At 71.3% G+C, this 21,727-nt stretch carries 21 protein-coding genes and 2 pseudogenes; 3 read left to right on the top strand and 20 right to left on the bottom strand.

The window, feature by feature from the left end:
* Window positions 1-57 precede the first annotated feature (57 nt).
* Window positions 58-714: pseudogene (locus tag PZB75_RS23920) on the top strand (M23 family metallopeptidase); the annotation flags it as partial.
* 91 nt (window positions 715-805) lie between these two features.
* On the opposite strand, the gene PZB75_RS23915 reads toward PZB75_RS23920, so the two are convergent.
* The 17 genes from PZB75_RS23915 to PZB75_RS23835 all read right to left on the bottom strand — a co-directional run bounded on the left by PZB75_RS23915 (window position 806) and on the right by PZB75_RS23835 (window position 13,803).
* Window positions 806-1,363, bottom strand: coding sequence for a TetR/AcrR family transcriptional regulator (locus PZB75_RS23915; protein ID WP_275538844.1), 558 nt, complete (start codon window positions 1,361-1,363; stop codon window positions 806-808).
* 153 nt (window positions 1,364-1,516) lie between these two features.
* Window positions 1,517-2,353: an RNA polymerase sigma factor WhiG gene (whiG, locus tag PZB75_RS23910; RefSeq protein ID WP_275537343.1), complete on the bottom strand. Its 837-nt coding sequence runs from the start codon at window positions 2,351-2,353 to the stop codon at window positions 1,517-1,519.
* 241 nt (window positions 2,354-2,594) lie between these two features.
* On the bottom strand, window positions 2,595-3,707 hold the full coding sequence (gene dprA / locus PZB75_RS23905) for a DNA-processing protein DprA (protein WP_275538843.1): 1,113 nt from the start codon (window positions 3,705-3,707) through the stop codon (window positions 2,595-2,597).
* A gap of 239 nt (window positions 3,708-3,946) precedes the next feature.
* Window positions 3,947-5,569, bottom strand: coding sequence for an ATP-binding protein (locus tag PZB75_RS23900; RefSeq protein WP_275537342.1), 1,623 nt, complete (start codon window positions 5,567-5,569; stop codon window positions 3,947-3,949).
* A complete protein-coding gene (locus PZB75_RS23895; protein WP_275537341.1) occupies window positions 5,569-5,943 on the bottom strand; it encodes a YraN family protein in 375 nt (124 codons plus the stop codon). The genes PZB75_RS23900 and PZB75_RS23895 overlap by 1 nt, the downstream gene beginning before the upstream one ends.
* An 84-nt stretch (window positions 5,944-6,027) precedes the next feature.
* Entirely contained in the window at window positions 6,028-6,336 is a 309-nt protein-coding gene (locus PZB75_RS23890) for a DUF2469 domain-containing protein (protein ID WP_003965949.1), read from the bottom strand.
* Between the two features lie 63 nt (window positions 6,337-6,399).
* Entirely contained in the window at window positions 6,400-6,888 is a 489-nt protein-coding gene (locus PZB75_RS23885) for an NUDIX hydrolase (protein WP_275537340.1), read from the bottom strand.
* Window positions 6,878-7,615, bottom strand: a complete 738-nt coding sequence (gene lepB / locus PZB75_RS23880) for a signal peptidase I (protein WP_275537339.1) — start codon at window positions 7,613-7,615, stop codon at window positions 6,878-6,880. Before lepB (PZB75_RS23880) ends, PZB75_RS23885 begins: the two co-directional genes overlap by 11 nt.
* A gap of 52 nt (window positions 7,616-7,667) precedes the next feature.
* The gene (lepB, locus tag PZB75_RS23875; RefSeq protein ID WP_275538842.1) at window positions 7,668-8,570 is read right to left on the bottom strand and encodes a signal peptidase I; all 903 of its coding nucleotides are present in this window, start codon (window positions 8,568-8,570) and stop codon (window positions 7,668-7,670) included.
* Window positions 8,458-9,531, bottom strand: coding sequence for a signal peptidase I (gene lepB / locus PZB75_RS23870; RefSeq protein ID WP_275537338.1), 1,074 nt, complete (start codon window positions 9,529-9,531; stop codon window positions 8,458-8,460). The genes lepB (PZB75_RS23875) and lepB (PZB75_RS23870) overlap by 113 nt, the downstream gene beginning before the upstream one ends.
* Window positions 9,524-10,297: a signal peptidase I gene (gene lepB / locus PZB75_RS23865; protein WP_275537337.1), complete on the bottom strand. Its 774-nt coding sequence runs from the start codon at window positions 10,295-10,297 to the stop codon at window positions 9,524-9,526. Before lepB (PZB75_RS23865) ends, lepB (PZB75_RS23870) begins: the two co-directional genes overlap by 8 nt.
* A 45-nt stretch (window positions 10,298-10,342) precedes the next feature.
* A complete protein-coding gene (rplS, locus tag PZB75_RS23860; RefSeq protein WP_275537336.1) occupies window positions 10,343-10,693 on the bottom strand; it encodes a 50S ribosomal protein L19 in 351 nt (116 codons plus the stop codon).
* A gap of 130 nt (window positions 10,694-10,823) precedes the next feature.
* Window positions 10,824-11,645: a tRNA (guanosine(37)-N1)-methyltransferase TrmD gene (trmD, locus tag PZB75_RS23855; protein ID WP_275537335.1), complete on the bottom strand. Its 822-nt coding sequence runs from the start codon at window positions 11,643-11,645 to the stop codon at window positions 10,824-10,826.
* Window positions 11,645-12,256, bottom strand: coding sequence for a ribosome maturation factor RimM (gene rimM / locus PZB75_RS23850; protein WP_275537334.1), 612 nt, complete (start codon window positions 12,254-12,256; stop codon window positions 11,645-11,647). The genes trmD and rimM overlap by 1 nt, the downstream gene beginning before the upstream one ends.
* Before the next feature lie 102 nt (window positions 12,257-12,358).
* Window positions 12,359-12,598, bottom strand: coding sequence for an RNA-binding protein (locus PZB75_RS23845; protein ID WP_275537333.1), 240 nt, complete (start codon window positions 12,596-12,598; stop codon window positions 12,359-12,361).
* Between the two features lie 2 nt (window positions 12,599-12,600).
* Window positions 12,601-13,041: a 30S ribosomal protein S16 gene (gene rpsP, locus PZB75_RS23840; RefSeq protein ID WP_275537332.1), complete on the bottom strand. Its 441-nt coding sequence runs from the start codon at window positions 13,039-13,041 to the stop codon at window positions 12,601-12,603.
* Window positions 13,042-13,209: 168 nt separating this feature from the next.
* A complete protein-coding gene (locus PZB75_RS23835) occupies window positions 13,210-13,803 on the bottom strand; it encodes a hypothetical protein (RefSeq protein WP_275537331.1) in 594 nt (197 codons plus the stop codon).
* 927 nt (window positions 13,804-14,730) lie between these two features.
* Here PZB75_RS23835 and PZB75_RS23830 point away from each other — a divergent pair.
* Window positions 14,731-15,629 (top strand): annotated as a pseudogene (locus tag PZB75_RS23830) (SAM-dependent methyltransferase).
* A gap of 92 nt (window positions 15,630-15,721) precedes the next feature.
* Here the strand turns inward: PZB75_RS23830 and ffh are convergent.
* The 3 genes from ffh to PZB75_RS23815 all read right to left on the bottom strand — a co-directional run bounded on the left by ffh (window position 15,722) and on the right by PZB75_RS23815 (window position 20,558).
* Window positions 15,722-17,275, bottom strand: coding sequence for a signal recognition particle protein (gene ffh, locus PZB75_RS23825; protein WP_275537330.1), 1,554 nt, complete (start codon window positions 17,273-17,275; stop codon window positions 15,722-15,724).
* A 143-nt stretch (window positions 17,276-17,418) separates the two neighbouring features.
* Window positions 17,419-18,780 carry an ammonium transporter gene (locus tag PZB75_RS23820; protein ID WP_275537329.1) on the bottom strand — a complete coding sequence of 454 codons (1,362 nt, stop codon included), beginning with the start codon at window positions 18,778-18,780 and terminating at the stop codon, window positions 17,419-17,421.
* 302 nt (window positions 18,781-19,082) lie between these two features.
* Complete coding sequence (locus PZB75_RS23815) at window positions 19,083-20,558, bottom strand: hypothetical protein (RefSeq protein ID WP_275537328.1); 1,476 nt, start codon at window positions 20,556-20,558, stop codon at window positions 19,083-19,085.
* Between the two features lie 423 nt (window positions 20,559-20,981).
* On the opposite strand from PZB75_RS23815, the gene PZB75_RS23810 reads away from it, so the two are divergent.
* Complete coding sequence (locus tag PZB75_RS23810; protein ID WP_275537327.1) at window positions 20,982-21,662, top strand: bifunctional DNA primase/polymerase; 681 nt, start codon at window positions 20,982-20,984, stop codon at window positions 21,660-21,662.
* Window positions 21,663-21,727 lie beyond the last annotated feature (65 nt).

The following is a 21,727-nucleotide window of genomic DNA, read 5'->3' as shown; positions in this document are numbered from 1 at the left end:
CCGGGGCCGCGCCGGCCGGGGCCGCGCGGGCGGGACCGGGGTCGGCCGGGTCTGTGGATGTGTATGTGGGCGTGCGCGTGGATGCGGGTGTGGGCGTCGACGGCCGCGCTGGCGGCTCTGACGGTGCCCGCGCTGCCGACGGTGTGGTCAGCGTGGGCGGTGTCGTCGGTACGGGCGGTGTCGTCGGTACGGGCGGTGTCGCCGGTGTCGGCGGCGGTCGCGCCGCTCGGGGCGCGGGCGCGGGTTGCCGGCGCCCCCGCCCCGGAGGGCGGGCGGGTGTGGCCGCTCGCGGGACGCCCCGTGGTCGTACGGGGATGGGAGCCGCCCGCCACGATGTACGGGCCCGGCCACCGCGGCGTGGACCTCGGGGCGGTGGCCGGAACACCGGTGCGCGCCGCCGCGGCCGGGCGGGTCTCGTTCGCGGGGAAGGTGGCGGGGCGCGGCGTGCTCGCGATCGAACTGGCCGGGACCGGCGAGCCGCCGCTGCGCACGACGTACGAGCCGGTGAGCGCCCTGGTCGCGCGGGGGGACGAGGTGGCCGCCGGCGATGTGGTGGCCACCCTGGAGACGGAACGCTCCCACTGTCCGGGCGTATGTCTGCACTGGGGGCTTAGGCGTGGTGGCGCCTATCTCGACCCGCTGTCGCTGCTGCCCCCGTCGCTGCTCGGCCGCGGACCGTCCCGGCTGTTGCCGGTGTTCGGCGTACCCGAGCCGACGGCGGAACCCGGCGGACCGCTGCCGGAGGAAGCGGCGAGCGGCGAGGAGAGCATGGGGAGCGGAGCGGGGCGACGCCCAGGGCCCGGCATCAGCCTCGTACGCCTCGCAGAACCATCCCGACGGTGGTGTTCGCGATCAGCTCCGGCTCCTCCGCCGCGCCCAGTTCGATGCGACGGACGGCGGCGTCCACCGAGCCCTGCAACAGCATGGCCGCCAGTCTCGGCTGTCCATGCCCCAGGTCACCCAGCGCTTCGACGATCATGCCGATCAGACCGCCGTGCGCGGCCCGGATCTTCTCGCGGGCGCCTGCGTCCAGCTCGCTGGCCGAGATCGCGACGACGGCCCGGTGCCTTCGGTCACCGACGAGTTCCAGCTGACGGCGTACATAGGCCTCGATCTTCGCCTCGGGGCCCTCCGCTTGCTCCATCGCACTCTCGACGTCGGCCGCCCAGACGGGGAAGTCGACGGCGCACAGCTCCTCGACGACAGCTGCGCGGGAGCGGAAGTACTCGTAGACGGAGGACCTGGCGAGGCCCGTGCGCTCGGCGAGGGCGGGAAAGGTCAACGCCTCCGTCCCGCCCTCGGACAGCAGGGAGCGTGCGGCGTCCAGGAGGGCGCCGCGCTGCATGGTCCGGTGCTCGGCCACGGAGGCCGCTCGAATCCTGGGCACGGTTCCACTCTACGGCGGCACCCGTTCGGGACGGCGGGGACCGCCGTGTTCTGTTGGCCGAAGCCGCGTGGATCGGTCACCTCGGGGTGCCGGACCCGGGCCGCCGCGGGCCTGGGCCGCGCGGGCCGGTCAACGGCCCGCGTCCGCCAGCTTCGCCCGGAGCTGGAGCACCGACTTGGTGTGGATCTGGCTCACCCTGCTCTCGGTGACGCCGAGGACATTGCCGATCTCGGCGAGGGTCAGGCCCTCGTAGTAGTAGAGGGTGACGACCGTCTTCTCACGCTCCGGAAGCGTGTTGATCGCGCGGGCGAGCATCCGCCTGAGTTCGCGGTCCTCCGCGACCTCCACCGGGTTGTCGGCGGCGGTGTCCTCCAGCGTGTCCATCAGACTCAGCCGGTCGCCGCCCTCACCGCCGACGTGCAGCAGCTCCTCCAGGGCCACCACATTTGCCAGTGACAACTGGCTGAAAACCGCGTGCAGTTCCTCCAGGGCGATGCCCATCTCCGCGGCGACCTCGGCCTCCGAAGGGGTGCGCCGCAGCTGGGCCTCCAGCGTGGCGTACGCGCGCTCCACGTTCCGCGCCTTCTGGCGCACCGAGCGCGGAATCCAGTCCAGGGCCCGGAGTTCGTCGATCATCGCGCCACGAATCCTGGTGATCGCGTAGGTCTCGAACTTGATGGCCCGCTCGATGTCGAACTTCTCGATGGCGTCGATCAGCCCGAAGACCCCGGACGAGACGAAGTCGGCCTGTTCGACGTTGGACGGCAGCCCCACGCTCACCCGGCCCGCGACGTACTTCACCAACGGTGAGTAGTGCAGGATCAACTGCTCCCGCAGCCGCTCGTCGCCCGTGGACTTGTACGAGCGCCACAACTCGTCGAGCGAGGAGGGAGCGGGAGGGCGCACAGTGCCACGCGCAGCGGGTGGTACTGCCGCACGGTCAGACCCGGAGGTGTGCTGGGGCATGTGGTGCCTTGAGCCGTTCTGCTGTGAAGTGCCGAGGGACTTGCGTCTGGGGGGAATCCTTGTGAGCGTAGCGTGACTGAAGTGTCGCAGTGCGCGCAGGCCAGGGGATCGCTGCCGCTCCGTGCGTCCCATGGGACACGCCCGGGGACCCGGTGCCGTCACGCTGTGCGTCGGCACCGGGAGCCCTGTCGGCGCGGCCGCCGAGGCGGCCCACCTCACCTTTTCACCCGAATGCCCCAGGTCAAGTATCGCCTCGCCGGGTGTCCTCGCCGCGTGTCGGACGCGGCGTCAATCGCCACCCCTCGCCTCCCCGTTCGACGAACCCCAGTGAGTGGAGCTCGTACAGCCTGGCGAGCGCCTCATCGACGGTGGTTCCCGCCGCGCGCGCCACGTCCCGCGCGTCGGCGGAGTCCCGGTACGGGAGGGCGTCGAGCACCGCCGCGGTCGCGGTCGCCAGCAGATCACGGGGCAGCACAGGACCACGTCTGCGAGGCGCCAACTCACCGATTTCTCCGACGAGTTCCACGATCTCCGAGGCGTCGGTCACCAGCACGCCCTCACCACGCAGGAGTTCATGGACCCCTGCTGACAGACCGCTCGTGGCCGGGCCCGGCACTCCCATGACGAAGCGTCCGATGCGCTGGGCATCGCGGGCGGTGACGAGGGAGCCACTGCGGTACTCCGCCTCGACCACCACCGTGCCCCTGGTGAGCGCGGCGATCACCCGGTTCCGGAGGATGAATCTGCTGCGTGTGGGGTGCTCGGACGGCGGCAGTTCACCGACGACCAGCCCTTGTTCCACCACCCGACCGATCAGCTCGGTGTGTCCGCGGGGGTAGGCGACGTCCACCCCGCAGGCCAGTACCGCCACGGTCGCGCCACCGGCCGCGAGGGCGCCCCGGTGCGCGGCGCCGTCCACCCCGAAGGCAGCCCCGGAGACCACCACCCATCCTCTTTCCGCGAGCCCCGCCCCGAGGGTCGCCGCCATGTGCGACCCGTACGGTGTGCAGGCACGCGCCCCGACGACGGCGACCGAGCGCAGCGCCCAGAGCCGCAGATCGGGCCGTCCCCGCACCCAGAGTCCGATGGGTCTGGCATCACCCAGGTCGTCCAGTTGGCTGGGCCACTCCCGGTCGCCGGGACAGACGAACCGGCCGCCGGCCTCGGCGACAGCTGTCAGGTCGCGTTCCGGTTCCACCCTCCCGGCCCGCAGCCGGTAGGCGCCGAGCCTCTTCGGCGTCATTCCGCCCAGTGCTTCGGCGGCCGTCCCGTCGGACGCCCTGAGTCGCCGTAACAGCTCGACCGGGCCGATCTCGCGCAACCAGCGACCGCCGCGCTCGTCGCCGGGCTCCATGATCCGGGTGAGCGCCGCCCGCGCCAACCGCTCCGGCTCGCCGGGCCCGGCTCCACGGACACCGTTCGTACCGGCGCCACCCACGCCCGCCACATCCGCATCCCCGCTGACACCACCACCGGCCGCCGCACCAGCACCAGCACCAGCACCAGCACCAGCACTCACGCAACCACCCGCGCCGGCACCCGTGGTACCGGGCCCCGCGCGCGTCTCCCCCGGTGCGCTCCCGGCACGCGCCCTCATGACGCCCCCGTCTCCGTCGGAACCCCCCGCTGGACCCCGGTCCGCAGTTCCAGGGCCACCGCCACGTCCCGGGCGTCCGGCCGCTCCGCCCCGCGCAGATCCGCGACGGTCCAGGCCACCCGGAGCACCCGGTCGAGTCCGCGGGCCGTGAGCATGCCCCGCTCCATGTCACGCTCGGCCGCCAGCAGCGCCCCGGGGGCCGCGAGCAGCCGCGTACGCAGTTCATGGCCGGGCACCTCACTGTTGGTGGTCCAGGGGGTGCCCGCGAGCCTGGCCGCGGCCCGTGCCCTGGCCTCCCGGACCCGGGCGGCGACCACCGCCGTCGATTCGCCCCGGCCGCCGCGTCCCATCAGGTCCTCCCGACGCACCGGATCGACCGTGACCCGCAGATCCACCCGGTCGAGGAGTGGCCCCGACAGCCGGGCCTGGTACCGGCGGACCGAGGACGGCGGGCATTCACAGCCCGCGCCGGTCAGCGAGTGCCGCCCGCAGGGGCAGGGATTCGCGGCCAGGACCATCAGGAACCGCGCGGGCAGCCGCACCACCCCGGCGGCCCGCGCCACCACCACGTGCCCCGACTCCAGCGGCTGGCGCAGCGCGTCCAGTGCCCGGACGGAGAATTCCTGCGCTTCGTCCAGAAAAAGCACGCCACGGTGAGCCAACGAGACCGCTCCCGGCCTCGGCAGTCCGTTGCCGCCGCCGATCAGTGACTGCATGGTCGCCGAGTGGTGCGGGGCGCAGTACGGCGGCCTGCTGACCAGCGGTTCACCGGGTGGGAGGATGCCCGCCACCGAGTGGACCGCGGTGACCTCCAGCGATTCCGGGCCGGTCAGTGGTGGCAGGATCGCCGGAACGCGTTCGGCCAGTATCGTCTTGCCGGCCCCCGGCGGCCCGGAGAGCAGCAGGTGGTGCCCGCCCGCCGCCGCTACCTCCAGCGCCTTGCGGGGTCTCTCCTGTCCCGCCACGTCCGCCAGGTCCGGCCGGTGCTCCTCGCCCGGCGCGGTCCCCCGGGCGAGTCCCGTGCCGATGCCCGCGCCGGGCACCAGGAGTCCGGCCGACATCGTGTCGGGGCGTCCTTCGTCGAGTGCCGGTTCGTCGGGCACCGGTTCGTCGCACAGCACCGCGATCAGCTGCCGCAGGCTGCGTACCCCGAGGACGGAGATCCCCGGCACCAGCGCCGCCTCGCCCGCGGTCTGCTCCGGGACGACGACCTGCCGGTATCCCGCCTCGGCGGCCGCCAGCACGGCGGGCAGCACACCGCGCACCGGCCGCACCCGGCCGTCGAGGCCGAGCTCCCCGATCATCACCACATCGGCGATGGCCGCGGGGTCGATCCGCTCCGCCGCGCCGAGCACCGCGCTGGCAACGGCGAGGTCGAAACCACTGCCGCTCTTGGGCACCGAGGCCGGGGAGAGCCCGACCGTGAGCTTCTTCTGCGGCCAGTCGGCGCCCGAGTTCACCACGGCCGCCCTGACCCGGTCCCGGCTCTCGATCAGGCTCTTGTCCGGCAGCCCCACCAGGGCGAACGCCGCCACGCCCGGTTCCAGGTCCGCCTGGACCTCCACCACCACGCCCTCGACGCCGACCAGCGCCACGGAGCACGCCCGCGCGAACCCCATCAGGCCACCCCCCGCGCGTGCTCGGCGACCGGTGCGCCACGCCTGGGCAGCAGCACCCCGACGAGATCGATCCGGACCCCGCCGGACGGCGGCCCCCCGTGCGCGGCGAGCCAGCGCGCGGTCAGCCAGCTCTCGGCGAGCCCCCGCAGCCGCTCCGCCTTGACCGGTGTGACGGCCGCCATCGGATGCTCGAAGGACCCGGCCCTGCGGGTCTTGACCTCGCAGACGACCAGTGCGTCGCCGTCCATGGCGACGATGTCGATCTCACCGGCCCGGCAACGCCAGTTGCGCTCCAGCACCGCCATCCCGGCGTCCACCAGCAGCCGGACCGCCAGATTCTCGCCGTACCGCCCGAGTGCCCCCCGTGCGTTCATATCGGCACCACCTCCGGCACCGACTCTGACGCGTCGCGGCCGAACTAGTGGATCTTGGTGGACAACTCCGCCGTTGTGGAAAACTCAGCCACCCGGAAGCTCCAGATCGCTCTTGTTGAGCTCCTCGATGTTGACGTCCTTGAACGTCAGCACCCGCACCTGCTTGACGAAACGGGCGGGCCGGTACATGTCCCAGACCCAGGCGTCCGCCATCGACACCTCGAAGAACACCTCGCCCTGGACCGAGTGCACCTGCATCTCGTAGTCATTGGTGAGGTAGAAGCGGCGCTCGGTCTCGATCACGTATTTGAACAGACCGACGACATCGCGGTACTCCCGGTAGAGCTTCAGCTCCATCTCGGTCTCGTACTTCTCGAGGTCCTCGGCACTCATGGCATGTTCCCCTTCAGCCGTGCGTCCCCCCATTGTGCGCCGACGCTTCGCGCCCCCTGGCGATCAGACGATTTCGGGGGCGAGAACCAACGGCGTACACGGAGGACCCTCTTCGAGCAGCATGCGAAGCAACTCGGCGAGTCTGGTCGGGTACACCGTCTCACGCGCCGCCGACAGTTCGGCGGAGGTCCACCATCTCAGGCCCGAGACACTGCGTCGCTCCAGCTCGGTGAACCCGCGCCGGTCGGTGACGGTCCGTTCCGTACGGGCCAGGAAGTACCACTCGTCCTGGTCCCAGCGGCGTCCGTCGAACGGGAACGAGCAGATCCGCTGCCAGATCACCGGCCCCAGCTCGACCTCCGTGATCCCCGTCTCCTCCGCCAGCTCGCGCAGCGCGGCCTGCTCCCGGGTCTCGTCCCCCTCCAGCCCGCCACCCGGTGTGAACCACCAGCTGTCCGAGGGGTCGCCGGGCTCGAAGCCGTGCATCAGCAGCACCCGGTCGTCCGGGTCGAGCAGTACCACACGGGCGACCCTGCGCCTCTCAACGGGCATCGGCGGCGGCCTTCGCCCGCTTCGCACGGCCCGTCCTGGCCGCGATCGGGCCGTACGCGGCTCCTCCCACGATCAGCAGGACGCCGGCCACCAAGGCCCCCAGTTGAAGCCGCAGCGGTCCGGCGGACGACACTCCTCCGGGCAGTCCGGCGAACGCCTCCGGCCGCCCGATCATGCCGTCCATCGGCCAGGCGACGGCGTCCACCCTGGCCCGTACGGCGCTGCGCGGCACCGAGCCCTGGCCCGGGTCGTCCAGATGGACCCGGGAGTCCAGTGAGCCGCCGCGTTCGTCCCCGAGGAGGAACAACTGTCCCTCGGGCACCTCCGCGGTGAAGTTCTTCAGCGAGGCGGGACCCTTCGCCAGGTACGGCTCGTCGATCGCCCGGCCGTCGACCGTGAGTCGGCCGTCCGGGCCGCAGCAGGCGACCGTGTCGCCGCCGACCCCGACCACCCGCTTCACCATCGGCAGATCTCCCCACTCGCTGTCCGTGAAGACGACCACGTCACCGCGGCGGACCTCGTCGCCGGCTATCCGCTCCGCGAGCACCCGGTCCCCCGCGCGCACCGTCGGAGTCATCGACCCGGTCGGCACGGTGTACGGCTTGTAGACCACCGCCGCCCAGGCGAAGCCGCCCAGGAAGAGCACACAGCCGACGGCCACGGCCAGCCCGGACAGCGTGCTGCCGAGCCGGCCGTGGCCGTCACCCGTACGTCCTGTTCCGCTCATCGCAGCGCTCCCCCGCCTCGGAGATCGACAATCGCTGGCCCGAGTCGGCACCCTACCTGTCGGTACGCCCGCCGGTCAGCCTCTTCCTGCGCCACAGCACGAGCGGCAGCGCACCGGCCACCCCGAGTGCCGCCGGGGCGATCCCGGCCGCGGCGTTCAGGCCCGGCTGGTCGAAGGTCTTCGGAACGGGCAGCGTCGCCCAGCGGTTGACCGGCCACGCCACGACGATCGCCCGGCCGACGACCTCGTCCGTGGAGACGGTGCCCTGGCCGGGCAGCTCCTGGTGGTAGCGGGAGTCACGGGAGTCCTGGCGGTGATCGCCCATCACCCAGATCCGGCCCTTGGGGACCTTGATCGGCCCGAACGGCACGTCGTCGCAGGCCGTGTTGCCGGGGTAGATGAACGACTTGTCGTCCAGTGCCTTGCCGTTGACCGTGACCGGGCCGTCCTTCTTGCACTCGACCGTGTCGCCCCCGATCGCGATGACCCGCTTGATCAGGTCCTTCTCCTCCGCGGACGGCATCAGCCCGATGAAGCTCAGGAACTTCTGCGCCACGTTCGGCTCGGGGCTCTCCGCGTCGTCCAGCCAGCCGCCCGGATCGTGGAAGACCACGACCTCGCCACGCTCCGGCTCCGCTCCGAACCACGGGGTCAGTTTGTCGACCAGAACCCGGTCGCCCTTCTGGAGCGTGTCCTGCATCGACTCCGAGGGGATCGAGAACGCCTGCACCAGGAACGTCTTGATCAGCAGCGCCAGGATCAGCGCGACGCCGATCAGCAGGGGCAGCTCCTTCCAGAACGAGCGCGGCTTCTTGGGAGCCGAGCCGCCGCCGTCCGGTGAATCACCGTCGTCCCGGTTCCGGTCCGTCGTCTCCGGCGTCTCCGCCGCGGACGACTCGCTGTGCTCCGGCCGGTCCTCGGGCCCGTCGTGTCCGGATCGTGCGCCGACCGCCAAATCCCCCACATCCACTCCTCACTCCGTGCGACCGCCTGCGCCCTAGCCGGTGCAGGCCCACCACTCCCATAACGAGCGGGAGTTCCGCAGGGGTCGGGAGCGGGACCTTTCCGTTCAGATCCTGGGAGGACACACTATTCGACGGGCCTGTGGACTCGGCCGTTCCGGCGCGCGCGTCCGGCACCGAGGCGTACGTCCCGGGTCTCGCCAGCCCGCTCCAGCGGCCGAACGGCCAGGCGATCACGAAGGCCCGCCCCACCACCCGGTTCAGCGGGACCGTGCCTTGACCGGGTTCGTCCAGGTGGAACCGGGAGTCAGCCGAATCGGACCGGTGGTCGCCCATCACGAAGAGACGACCGGCCGGAACCTTTACCTCGAATTTGAGCGAGGACGGCTGATCTCCGGGATGTACGTACGGCTCTTCGAGCGGTACGCCGTTGACCGTGACCCGCCCGTCCCGCGCGCAGCAGCTCACCGTGTCGCCGCCGACCGCGACCACTCGCTTGATCAGGTCCCGGTCGTCGTCCGACGGCAGCAGCCCGATGAACGTCAGCGCCTGCTGGGCCTGTTTGAGGACGACGGGTGGGTCCTTCTTCCCGTCGCTCTCCTGACGCAGCCAGTCGCCGGGGTCCTTGAAGACGACGACGTCTCCCCGCTCCGGCTCGGAGCCGAACCACGGGGTCAGTTTGTCGACCAGGACCCGGTCGCCGATCCGGATGGTCTGCTCCATCGATCCGGACGGGATGACGAAGGCCTGCACCAGGAACGTCTTCAGGACCAGGGCGATGACCACCGCCGCGGTGAGGAAGAGGGGGATCTCCGTGACGGCCGACCTGCGACGGCGTCGTCTGACCCGCCGGGCGAGTCTGCGGCGCTCGGCGCGGGTGGGCGGCGGGCGGCCCCCGGCGGACGGGTCGCCGTCCGGGGCGGATGTTCCACCGCGCCTGCCCCGGCTACCCATGGGCCCGGCCCGGTGCCCGTACGCCGTCGAACGCGTCGGTGCCCGGCAGGGAACCCAGCCGGCCCAGCGGCCAGCCGAGCCAGTCCACCCGCCCGATCACCTTGTCGACCGGCACCATGCCGCCGCCCGGCTCCCCCAGGTGGTCCCGCGAGTCACGCGACCGGCTCCGGTGGTCGCCCATCACCCAGAGGGTGCCGTCGGGGACCACGATGTCGAAGGTCACCGCGGACGGCACGTCACCCGGGTGGAGGTAGTCCTCGTCGACCGGGCGGCCGTTCACCTGGAGCCTCCCCCGCGGGTCGCAGCAGACGACCCGGTCGCCGCCCACACCGACCACCCGTTTCACGAAGTCCGTGTCGGCGGGTTCCGTCAGTCCCAGCGAGGCTCCGGCTCCGCGGAGCAGACCGGTGACGGGGTTCCGGCCGGGCGCCTCCCGTACGAAGGAGCCGGTGCCGTCGAACACCACGACGTCACCACGGCCCGGCGCGGAGCCGAACCGGTACGCCAGCTTGTTGACCAGCACCCGGTCCCCCACCCGCAGCGTGGACTCCATCGAGCCGCTGGGAATGCGGAAGGGCTGGATCACAAAGGCGCTGAAGAGCAGCAGGAACACCATGCAGACGCCCCCGAGGAGCCCCACCCGCCCCCACGACGGCGACGACGACCCGATGCGCTCCGTGAGACGCGAGAAGCGCGACCTCTCCTCCGGCCCCGTAGGGGGTGTGGAGGAACGGTCGCGCTCCGTGTGCTGGTCTTCCGTGTCCATCGGGGCCAGAGCCTATCCGGCCGTCCCACGGACCCCGGAGTGGGATCAGCGGTCGCGCTTCTCCTTGATCTTCGCGGCCTTGCCGCGGAGCTCACGGAGGTAGTACAGCTTCGCGCGGCGGACGTCACCACGGGTGACCAGCTCGATCTTCTCGAAGATCGGGCTGTGCACCGGGAAGGTGCGCTCGACGCCGACGCTGAAGGAGACCTTGCGGACCGTGAAGGTCTCGCTGACGCCCGCGCCCTGACGACGGACGACCACGCCCTTGAACTGCTGGATACGGGAGCGGTTGCCCTCGATCACTCGCACGTGGACGTTGATGGTGTCACCGGGGCGGAAGGCCGGGAGGTCCGAACGCAGGGAGGCGGCGTTGACGCCATCGAGCAGGTGAGACATTTTGTCTGCTTTCTTCGTCGATGCCACAGGTCATCGACGGGAGTTCGTGAGGAGATCCGGGGTGCTGATCGCGTCGGGTGGACGTCTTTCCCCCTGTGGCAGGGGCGCACACCGGACGTACAGCAGCGGCCTATTCTTCCACGGCCTCGGGTCTGCGCCAAAATCGGCCGTCGGGCCGCGGTGACCAGCCGAGGATGGAGAGCGTTTCGCGGTCCTTCTTGTCGAAGCCGGCCGCGTCACAGCGCTCGATGAGATCGGGCCGGTTGAGCGCGGTACGACGGAACGCCTCGTCCCTGCGCCAGCGCGCGATCCTGCCGTGGTGGCCGCTGAGCAGGACGTCCGGGATGCCCCGGCCGCGCCACTCGGGCGGCTTGGTGTAGACGGGCCCCTCCAGGAGATCGGCCATCGCCCCGGGCGCGAAGGAGTCGTCGCGGTGCGATTCGGCGTTGCCCAGGACGCCGGGCAGCAGCCGGGCCACCGCCTCCGTGATCACCAGGACCGCGGCCTCCCCGCCCGCCAGGACGTAGTCGCCGATGGACACCTCGTGGACCGGCATCCGGGTCGCGTACTCCTCCGTCACCCGCCGGTCGATGCCCTCGTAGCGCGCCGGGGCGAAGATCAGCCACGGCTGTTCGGACAGCTCGACGGCCAGCTCCTGGGTGAAGGGGCGGCCACTGGGTGTGGGCACCACCAGGACCGGGGAACGCGCCCCGGCCTCGTACCCGCTCGCCAGCACGTCGTCGAGGGCGTCGCCCCACGGCTCGGTCTTCATGACCATGCCGGGCCCGCCGCCGTACGGGGTGTCGTCGACCGTGTTGTGCCGGTCGTACGTCCAGTCCCGCAGATCGTGCAGGTGCACGTCGAGACGCCCCCGGGCGCGGGCCTTGCCGACCAGTGAGACGTTCAGCGGATTCAGGTACTCCGGGAAGATCGTGACGACGTCGAGACGCATCAGTCCTCGTCCCCCGGCTTGTCGGCCTTGGCGGACTTCTCGGCCTTGGCGGGCTCGTCCGTCGTCCCGGACTCGTCCCGCGCCGAGGCGACCACGGCCTGGCTGTCGTCGATCAGGCCGGGCGGCGGGGTGATGACCGCGCGCTGCTCCGCCAGATCGATCTCGGCGACGATCTCCTCGACGAACGGGATCATCACCTCGCTGCCGTCCGGGCGCTCCACGATGAAGAGGTCCTGCGACGGCAGATGCGTGATCTCGGTGATCCGGCCGATTCCGGTGCCGTCCGCGAGCACCACGTCAAGGTCCATCAGCTGATGGTCGTAGAACTCCTCGGGGTCCTCCGGCAGGTCCTCCGGGTCGACGTCCGCGATGAGCAGGGTGTTGCGCAGGGCCTCGGCCGCGGTGCGGTCGCGCACTCCTTCGAAGCGCAGCAGCAGCCGGCCGCTGTGCACCCGGCCGGTCTCGATCGTCAGCGGTCCGGTCGAGGCCGGGTCGGTCGCCAGTACGGCTCCGGGGCCGAGTCTCAGCTCGGGCTCGTCCGTACGGACCTCGACGGTGACCTCACCCTTGATGCCGTGGGCGCGACCGATCCGCGCGACTACCAACTGCACCTTGTGTCTCTCCTGTCGTGTGCCCGCGGCACTGCTCCATGGACGACGACGGGCCGGGGCGGGCGCGTGGCCCTCCCCGGCCCGTGCCGGTGTTCAACTCTGTCAGCGAGCCTGATCCACATCGACGAGGTCGACGCGGATACCACGGCCGCCGATGGCACCCACGACCGTACGCAGCGCGCGGGCGGTGCGGCCGTTACGGCCAATCACCTTGCCGAGGTCGTCGGGATGGACCCGGACCTCCAGCACACGACCACGTCGCAGGTCACGCGAGGCGACCCGCACATCGTCGGGGTTGTCGACAATGCCCTTCACGAGGTGCTCGAGAGCCTCCTCGAGCATGCTCAGGCCTCGGTCGACTCGGTGGACGTGGCGTCAGCAGCCTCGTCCGCCTTCTTGTCGGCCTTCTTCGCCTTCTGAGTGATGGCCTCACCCTTGGACTCGTCGCCGCCGTCCTTGGTCAGAGCCTCGAACAGGGCGCGCTTGTCGGCCTTGGGCTCCGGCTGCAGCAGCGGCGCGGGGGCCGGGAGACCCTTGTGGGCCTGCCAGTCACCGGTGAGCTTCAGGATGGCCATGACCGGCTCGGTCGGCTGGGCGCCGACGGACAGCCAGTACTGGGCACGCTCCGAGTTGACCTCGATGCGCGACGGGTTCTGCACCGGGTGGTACAGGCCGATCTCCTCGATGGCCCGGCCGTCACGGCGGGTACGGGAGTCGGCGACGACGATGCGGTAGTGAGGCGAACGGATCTTGCCCAGACGCTTCAGCTTGATCTTGACTGCCACGGAAGTGGTGTCTCCTGGTCTTGACGTGGTTGGGCACAACTAGATGCCACGTGGGGTTGCGGTACTCGGAGTGCCCGATGGACGCGTCAGCCGGAGGAGAGAGGGGTCCTGTGCGACTGTCGAGTACAGCTTGCCATTGTGCCACACCGCATCAGGCCGCCCCACCGCTCACCCCACGGCGACCGCCGCTTCCGGAATACGGAAGGGCTTGCCGCAGCCGCCGCAGACGATCGGCGCCTGGGCGAGCACCGAGGGCACCACGCGCACATTGCGACCGCAGTCACAGACGGCCTTGACCCTCACTCCTCCCCCGGAGGAGCCGTGCCGCGCGGCGGGCCCGCGGAACGAACGCTTGGTGTCGGCCGCGGTCGCGACCGTGTGCGCCTTCAGCGCGCGGTGCAGTCGCTCGGCCGTCGGCCGGTACCTCCGCTTGGCCTCCGGATTGAGCGTGACGAGCGAGAAGCCGCTGCTGGGGTGGGGTTCCTCGGCGTGATCGAGGCCCAGCTCCTCGGCGATCGCCAGGAACCGTCGATTGTGGTAACGGCCGGCCCGTGAGGTGTCGCGGACACCTCGCGCGGCGGCGATGCCATGGACTGCCTCGTGGAGCAGTCGTTCGAAGGAGAGCTCGGCGCCACAGGCGGACGACGACTCTCCGATCAGGGACTCGGGAGCGGCAAGATCGGGCAGCTCGGGGTGGTACCGCTGAATGTCGGCCCACGCCTGCGCCAGCTCTGCGGCAAGTACAGGTGGTGTCGTGCTCACGTCGTGACAACGAGCCTGGGGCCTCCGGTGTTCCTATTCCGGGGCATCCCAAATAATTTGCACGTACCAGTCAGTTGCCCTTGATGCGTCCGGACGCGGGCGGGTGCGCAGATCTGCGGAGAAGAGTCACAGCTCACACCAAGCTGGTACGTAGCGGCGCGGACGCGCTCCGGCGCGCGGGGGCCGGATTCCAGGCGCCCGCGTGCGAACGGCGCGCGGCGATGGCGCGACCTCGGACCGGAGCCGGCCGGCTCGCACAGGCCGACGCACCGCGCGCCCCGGCGCCGCCGGCCTCGGCCCGCGCCATCCCGGCGTTCCGGCGTCCCGGCGTCCCGGCGTCCGCCACGGTCGGCGCACGGGCCCACGACGGCGACAGTACCTCCGGTCCCGGCCCCCGGCGGCATCCACCGTCCGTCCTCGGCCACCACACGACCGGGCGGCGGTCCGCGCGGTGTCCCGACCGGGACCGGCCCCCTTCTCCGGCGCCCGACCGGCCGACGCGGCCGTACACCTCGGGTGATCACGGCGGAATCTGGCGTACGGCTCTCGACGTGCCGTACCCGGCGCCCCGGATGAGACTGGGAACGAAGCGCGAGAACCGGACTTTCCGGTCGTCGGCACCTTGGCCGACACGGCGCGTGGGCGACCCTTTTCCGCCGTCTCCGTGCCCGTGAGCGGCCACCGGCCGGGACCAGGACGGGGCGCCGGCAGGGACGGGCCGCCGACCCCCTGGCTCGCACCGCGACGACGCGGACCGCACCCAGCCGGGGTCCGCCGCGCCGGTACACGCCTCCCGGCAGAGGCTGACCGGGACGGGACGTCCGCGGGTACCCACCCGGTGCTCACGACGGCTCGTCCGGTACGACCAGCATCACGACGCGCTCACTCGGACACGACCTGGCCGCTCGGCGGATCGGGGCCCGTTCCATGACACCTGCGCTCGTCCGGACCCACCCGGCGCCCCTGCCCCCGCGGCCCGGTCACCGTGCCCACGACTGGGCCACCACCCAGGAGCCGATGCTCGCGCCGCTGTACGAGGCGGTGTACGACAGGCTGGAGGTCGGTGCGGGGACCCGGCTGCTCGGACTCGGCTGCGGCTCCGGACTCGCGCTGCTGATCGCGGCGGACCGTGGGGCACGCGTCACCGGGCTCGACACCGACCGTGAACGGCCGGCCCTGGCCCGCGGGCGGCTGCTCCCCGGACCGGTGCCGTCCGGCACGGAGGCCACCAGCACGGAGACGACGGGCGGGGCGGACCCGACCGGTGCGGCCCATATCGCTACCGCGCCCGGTGCCGGCCCGGTGCGACTGTCGAGCGCCGCGCCCGCGACGACCGCACCGGCCGGGGAGGGCCCGTACACCCTGCTCACCGCGTTCACCCCGATCGTCTGCGCGGCCGAGGAGCCCCCGGCGCTGATGTCCGCGCTGCGGTCCGCCGTGCCGCTCGTGGCCAGAGGGGGCGCCGTCGTGCTGACGGGCTGGGGCCCGCCCGAGCGGTGCGCCACGGCGGACGCGCCGGATGACGCACCGGCTCGCCGCACCCCGCCGGTCGTCGCGGCCGGGGCGGGACGACCTGGAGGAGGTCGCCCACCGGGCAGGTCTGCGGCCCGACGGCTCGGGGCGGGTGTCGTGGTCCGTTCGGATACCCGGACCTGGACCGAGCGGTACGCGGCCTGTTGTCCACCGGGCTGCTCGACGCCGCGATACGGGTCACGGACCCCGCCCGGGTGGAACGGGAACTGCTCACGTCGCTCAGCCCGCATCTGCGGTCCGACGGGACGGTCCGGATGCCGAACGTCTTCCGCCATCTGGTGTGCCGCGTCTGACCCCGGCCTCCCGTCCGCCGAGCACCCGGGAGGGAACGCGGAAGGGCGGCCACCACCTCGGCGACCGCCCCGCACACACGCGCTTGCGGGCCTCAGCCCATGAACTTCTTGAACTCGTCGGGCAGCTCGAAGTTCTTGTCCTGCTCCCCGGCCGGCAGCCCGAACGCACCGCCCTCGGCGGCGGCCTGCTCTCGCCGGGCCACCGCGGCCTGCTCCTCGGCCTTCCGCTTCATCGGGTTGCCGCTCTTGCGCTTGCCCTTGGCCTGCTTCTGCTGCTTCTTCTGCCGACCGGGCCCGCCCCCCATGCCAGGCATCCCCGGCATACCAGGCATTCCGCCGCCCTGCGCCATCTTCGACATCATCTTGCGGGCCTCGAAGAACCGTTCCACGAGGTTCTTCACCGCGGACACCTCGACGCCGGAGCCCTTGGCGATACGGGCCCGCCGCGAACCGTTGATGATCGTCGGCTCCGCGCGCTCACGCGGGGTCATCGACTTGATGATCGCGGCGGTACGGTCCACGTCACGCTCGTCGATGTTGTTGATCTGGTCCTTGATCTGTCCCATGCCGGGCAGCATGCCGAGCAGCTTGCCGATGCTGCCCATCTTCCTGACCTGCTCCATCTGCGACAGGAAGTCGTCGAGCGTGAAGTCCTTGCCCTTGCTGCTCGCCAGCTTGGAGGCCATTTTGGCGGCCTCTTCCTGGCTGAACGTCTTCTCCGCCTGCTCGATCAGGGTGAGGAGGTCACCCATGTCGAGAATGCGGGACGCCATGCGGTCGGGGTGGAAGGCGTCGAAGTCCTCAAGCTTCTCACCGTTCGACGCGAACATGATCTGCTTGCCGGTGACGTGGGCGATCGACAGGGCCGCGCCGCCCCGGGCGTCGCCGTCGAGCTTGGAGAGCACCACACCGTCGAAGCCGACACCGTCCCGGAACGCCTCGGCGGTGTTGACCGCGTCCTGGCCGATCATCGCGTCGACGACGAAAAGGACCTCGTCGGGGCTGACGGCGTCGCGGATGTCCGCGGCCTGCCGCATCAGCTCCTGGTCGATGCCCAGACGGCCCGCGGTGTCGACGATGACCACGTCGTACTGCTTCGCCCTGGCGTGCTCGATCGAGTCCTTCGCGACCTTCACCGGGTCACCGACACCGTTGCCCGGCTCGGGGGCGTAGACCGCGACACCCGCCCGGTCGGCCACCACGCTCAGCTGGTTCACGGCGTTCGGGCGCTGGAGGTCACAGGCGACGAGCAGCGGGGAGTGCCCCTGGCCCTTGAGCCAGAAACCGAGCTTTCCGGCGAGGGTCGTCTTACCGGCACCCTGGAGACCCGCGAGCATGATCACCGTGGGCGCGGTCTTGGCGAACCGCAGCCGCCTGGTCTCGCCACCGAGGATGCCGACAAGCTCCTCGTTGACGATCTTGATCATCTGCTGCGCGGGGTTCAGCGCCTGCGAGACCTCGACACCGCGCGCCCGTTCCTTGACCTTGGCGATGAACGAACGCACGACGGGCAGCGCGACATCGGCTTCCAGCAGGGCGATACGGATCTCGCGCGCCGTGGCGTCGATGTCCGCGTCGGACAGACGGCCCTTGCCCCTGAGGTTCTTGAAGGTCGCGCTAAGGCGGTCGGAGAGAGTATCGAACACGGCGCTCGTCGGTCCTCAGGGTCGGGGGCGGGGCAGGTCGGTCGCCCTCCAGGGTATCCGGCCCCCGGGTGACGCGAAGCCCTCACCCGGTACTCGTACCGGAAGAGGGCGTTCCGCGTGGTCGTGGCCGTTGCCCCCGGGGCTCAGTTCAGTGCCCGTTCGATCTCCCGGGTGTCCGGTTCCACGAAGGGGGCCGCGGCGCGGGGCGCGGGGCCACCGTCCGTGCCACCGCTCATGTCGCCGAAGTCGTAGGCCATCTCGGCGTGCTCGGCCCGGTCGATCCCGGAGACCTCCTCCTCCTCGGTCACCCGCATCCCGATGGTGCGGTCGAGTGCGAGGGCGAGAAGCGCGGAGACGACCAGGGAGTACGTGAGGACGACGGCCACCCCGACGGTCTGCTTGCCGAGCTGGCCGAGGCCGCCGCCGTAGAAGAGGCCCCTGGCGTCGGACTGGACGCTTCCGGTGGCGAAGAGCCCGACGAGGAGCGATCCGACGACGCCTCCGACGAGGTGGACGCCGACGACGTCGAGGGAGTCGTCGTAGCCGAACCTGTGCTTGAGGCCGACGGCCATCGCGCACAGCACCCCCGCGACGGCTCCCACCGCCAACGCGCCGAGCGGGCTGACCGCGCCGCCGGACGGCGTGATGGCGACGAGTCCGGCGACCGCTCCCGAGGCGGTGCCGAGGGTGGTGAAGGAGCCGTGGCGGAGCTTCTCGTAGCCGAGCCAGGCGAGCATCGCGGCGGCGGTGGCGACCTGGGTGTTGACGAACATGACCGCGCCGACCCCGTCGTCGTTGCCCAGCCACGATCCGGCGTTGAAGCCGAACCAGCCGAACCACAGAAGCCCGGCGCCGAGCATGACGAGGGGCAGACTGTGCGGTCGCGCCGGCTCCTTCCCGAAGCCGGCGCGTCTGCCGATGACGAGGATCACACCGAGGGCCGCGGCGCCCGCGTTGATGTGGACGGCGGTGCCGCCCGCGAAGTCGATGACACCGAGTTCGAGGAGCCGGCCGCCGGGGCCCCACACCCAGTGCGCGACCGGGAAGTAGACGACCGTGACCCAGAGCGCGACGAACAGCGCCCAGGAGGTGAACCTCACCCGGTCGGCGAGGGCGCCGCTGATCAGTGCCGGGGTGATCACGGCGAACATCAGCTGGAAGACCGCGAAGACGTGGACCGGGATGGTGGAGCCGCCCCAGAGTTCGGCCACCGCGATCCCGCTGAGGCCCAGGTAGTCACCGTTCCAGCCGATGACGGAGCCGACATCCGTGCCGAAGGTGAGACCGAATCCGTAGAGCACCCACAGGACCGTGACGATCCCGAGGCTGACGAAGCTCATCATCAGCATGTTGAGGGTGCTCCTGATCCGGACCATGCCTCCGTAGAAGAAGGCCAGGGCCGGGGTCATGAGCATCACCAGGGCGGAGCAGATGAGCATGAACCCGGTGTTGGCGGCCGACAGCCGGGGGGCTGCGGCGGCCTGCGTCAGGATGTCTGGGAGCATCGGCGTCTCCTCGTCGTCGGCGCGCCCTGGCGGGGCGCGGTCCGCGGGCCCGCGCGGGACGGCGCGGGCCGTGGTGTTCCATGAGGTTGGCCCGGCGCCGTTTCCGCCGGCGGCGCCCGCTGTTTCACCGCGGTGACGAAGAGGTGTGGTGTGTTACGCCTCCGTGAACACCTGGACACCGGCGTGGGCGCGCCCGGGGTCAGGTACGTGGACCGGCCACGGCAACCGTCCGGTGACCTGGCAATGGGGGAGCCGAGTCGGCAGTACGGGACGGTTGTCGTGACCGGGGTGCGGGGTGCCGGTCAGACCGCTTCGGCGGTTTCCGGCAGCTGCTCGGTGAGCAGGTCGGTGAGCTGCGTGACGTGGGGAACGTCGCCGAAGTCCCTGGCGGCCGTGTCGACGGTCTTGCGCAGCCGGGTGTTGACCCGCTCCGAGCGGACCTTCCTGGCGATGCGCAGGGCCCGCTCGGCCAGCACGGTGGACTCCTCCGGCTCGCGCTTGAGCAGATGGACGGTGGCCATGCCGATCAGGTTCAGCGCGTACGACCGCTGGTGCTCGTCGTCCTCGCCGAAGAGGGCGACGGCCTTCTCCATGACGGGTGCGGCCATGGAGGCGTACGTGGGGCTGCGGCCCGCCACATAGGCGAGGTCGCGGTACGAGTGGGCGTTCTCGGCGTGGAGTTCGGCGTCGGAGAAGAAGCGAATCCAGTCGGGCTCGGGTTCACCGTCGATCCCGGCGTCGAGGAAGGTGTCCTCGGCCATCCGCACCGCTCGCTTGCACTTGCCGGGCTGGCCCATGTTGGCGTAGGCGCGGGCCTCCATCGCGTACAGCATGGCCTGGGTGCGGGCGGTGGCGCAGTCGCGGCTGCCGTACTGCGCCAGGTGGATGAGTTCGAGGGCGTCGTCGGGGCGTCCGAGGTGGATCATCTGGCGGCTCATGCTGGAGAGGATGTACGAGCCGAGCGGCTTGTCACCGGCCTCCTTGGCGGCGTGCAGGGCGAGCACGAAGTACTTCTGGGCGGTGGGCTGGAGGCCGACGTCGTAGCTCATCCAGCCCGCCAGCTCGGCGAGTTCGGCGGCGCACCGGAACAGCCGCTTGGCGGTGGCGTCCGGCTGGGGCTCCTGCAACAGGTCGGTGACCTCGTGGAGTTGGCCGACGACGGCCTTGCGGCGCAGTCCGCCGCCGCACTGGGCGTCCCACTGGCGGAACATCGCGGTGGTCGACTCCAGCAGGTCCAGCTCGGGCCGGGAGAGCCGGGACGGTCGCGGTGCCGGGGCGGGTGCCTCGGGCCCGGCCCCGGCCGCCGTGGGTACGGGCACCAGCCAGCGCTGCATGGGTTCGACGAGGGCGGGTCCGGCGGCCAGGGACAGCGAGGAACCGAGGAAGCCCCGGCGGGCGAGCATCAGATCGCTGCGGGAGAACTCGCTGAGCAGGGCGACGGTCTGCGGGCCCGCCCAGGGCAGGTCCACTCCGGCCACCGACGGTGACTGGTGCGCGGAGCGCAGCCCCAGGTCCTCGACGGCCACGGCGGTGCCGAAGCGTTCCGAGAAGAGTTCGGAGAGGATGCGCGGGATCGGCTCGCGCGGCTGTTCGCCGTCGAGCCAGCGCCGTACCCGTGAGGTGTCCGTACTGATGTGGTGGGCGCCCATCTGCCGTGCGCGGCGGTTCACCTGCCGGGCCAGCTCGCCCTTGGACCAGCCGCTGCGCAGGAACCACGAACCCAATTGCCCGTTCGGACGCTTGCCGGCATTCGTATCGCCTGCGCCGCTGCCACTCACTGGAACGCCCCCATCCCGCCGAATACTGTCGCGCGAACCACTATCAGAATGCCGTGAGTCGGCGCTTCCCGTACGGGAGTTGCGCATCATCGAACGTGAAATCGAGTTGCCTCAGGCATACCCACGGGCGCACATACTCGCACGCTCCGTGTACCGACGGTAATCCTACGATCACCCTTGCGGGGAGGGCGCCTGCGGAAACGCCACCATTCGCCACCCCTTCGAATGAACACGACGCTGGTCGGGCGCGATTCACTTGACGGACACCGATCCGACACGGCGCATTGGCGCATTCGGGGGCGCGTGAACCACACAGTACGACTCGGGCACGCCGCGTACGCCGTTATGCAGATCGCCACTACGGATAGTTATTAGATCACTCCCTTTCGTAACCACCCACCAGTTGGACCCGTTGGAGGGGGCATGGGCTTCACGATCGGCATCCGCGAGAGGCGGTCCGGCTCTCGGCGGCGGGGCCGTCCGCACGTGTGCACGACGGTGGCCGAGTACACCGGACTGTGGGGATGGGACGTCGTGCCGGGCGCCCGGTCGGCGGCCGACGGCTGCTCGTGCGGCGACGCGCTCTGCCCCTCCCCCGGCGACCATCCGCTCGGTTCCGCGACCGAGGTCCCCGCGGGCGCCACGCTCGACGAGGTGACGCGCGCCTGGGCGGACGCGCCCGACGCCCCGGTGCTGCTGCCCGTGGGCCGTGCCTTCGACATCCTGGACGTCGCCGAACCGGCCGGGCGGCGGGCCCTGATGCGGCTGGAGCGGATGGGGCTGCCGCTCGGCCCGGTGGCCGCCACCCCGGCCGGACGGGCACAGTTCTTCGTCGCCGCGGGAGCCGCCACCGAACTCCCCGGGCTGCTGTACCGGATGGGCTGGGACGACGCGGGGCTCGATCTGCGGGCGCTGGGTCCCGGCGACCACATCACCGCTCCGCCGTCCGACCTCGGCGGCCTGGGGCCGGTGCGCTGGCTCCGCCCGCCGACGCTGGACACGGCGGGCGCACCGCCGCGGGCGCGACTGCTGCTCGGCACACTGGCGTACATCTGCCACCGTTCCCGGCCGCCGCTGTCCGAGTTCACGCGTCCGGGGGTCTGAGAACCGCCGAGGGACCGGGGACCGGCCCGGAGCCCGGGAATCGGCCGGCGGCCGACGGCGGCCGA

Origin of the sequence: Streptomyces sp. AM 4-1-1 (assembly GCF_029167625.1) — a bacterium.
Lineage (GTDB): Bacteria > Actinomycetota > Actinomycetes > Streptomycetales > Streptomycetaceae > Streptomyces.
Note: the sequence above shows the minus strand (reverse complement) of the source record. Positions and strands in the feature narration are given on the sequence as shown.

Coding starts and splice junctions, on each gene's coding strand:
- PZB75_RS23820 (WP_275537329.1), bottom strand. CDS start 18,780: ATGCTCCCAGACATCCTGACGCAGGCCGCCGCAGCCCCCCGGCTGTCG.
- PZB75_RS23810 (WP_275537327.1), top strand. CDS start 20,982: ATGGGCTTCACGATCGGCATCCGCGAGAGGCGGTCCGGCTCTCGGCGG.
- PZB75_RS23895 (WP_275537341.1), bottom strand. CDS start 5,943: ATGAACGCACGGGGGGCACTCGGGCGGTACGGCGAGAATCTGGCGGTC.
- lepB (WP_275537339.1), bottom strand. CDS start 7,615: ATGAGCGGAACAGGACGTACGGGTGACGGCCACGGCCGGCTCGGCAGC.
- PZB75_RS23845 (WP_275537333.1), bottom strand. CDS start 12,598: ATGCTCGAGGAGGCTCTCGAGCACCTCGTGAAGGGCATTGTCGACAAC.
- lepB (WP_275537338.1), bottom strand. CDS start 9,531: ATGGGTAGCCGGGGCAGGCGCGGTGGAACATCCGCCCCGGACGGCGAC.
- rplS (WP_275537336.1), bottom strand. CDS start 10,693: ATGTCTCACCTGCTCGATGGCGTCAACGCCGCCTCCCTGCGTTCGGAC.
- lepB (WP_275537337.1), bottom strand. CDS start 10,297: ATGGACACGGAAGACCAGCACACGGAGCGCGACCGTTCCTCCACACCC.
- PZB75_RS23900 (WP_275537342.1), bottom strand. CDS start 5,569: ATGGGGTTCGCGCGGGCGTGCTCCGTGGCGCTGGTCGGCGTCGAGGGC.
- PZB75_RS23890 (WP_003965949.1), bottom strand. CDS start 6,336: ATGAGTGCCGAGGACCTCGAGAAGTACGAGACCGAGATGGAGCTGAAG.
- whiG (WP_275537343.1), bottom strand. CDS start 2,353: ATGCCCCAGCACACCTCCGGGTCTGACCGTGCGGCAGTACCACCCGCT.
- dprA (WP_275538843.1), bottom strand. CDS start 3,707: ATGGAGCCCGGCGACGAGCGCGGCGGTCGCTGGTTGCGCGAGATCGGC.
- PZB75_RS23885 (WP_275537340.1), bottom strand. CDS start 6,888: ATGCCCGTTGAGAGGCGCAGGGTCGCCCGTGTGGTACTGCTCGACCCG.
- trmD (WP_275537335.1), bottom strand. CDS start 11,645: ATGCGTCTCGACGTCGTCACGATCTTCCCGGAGTACCTGAATCCGCTG.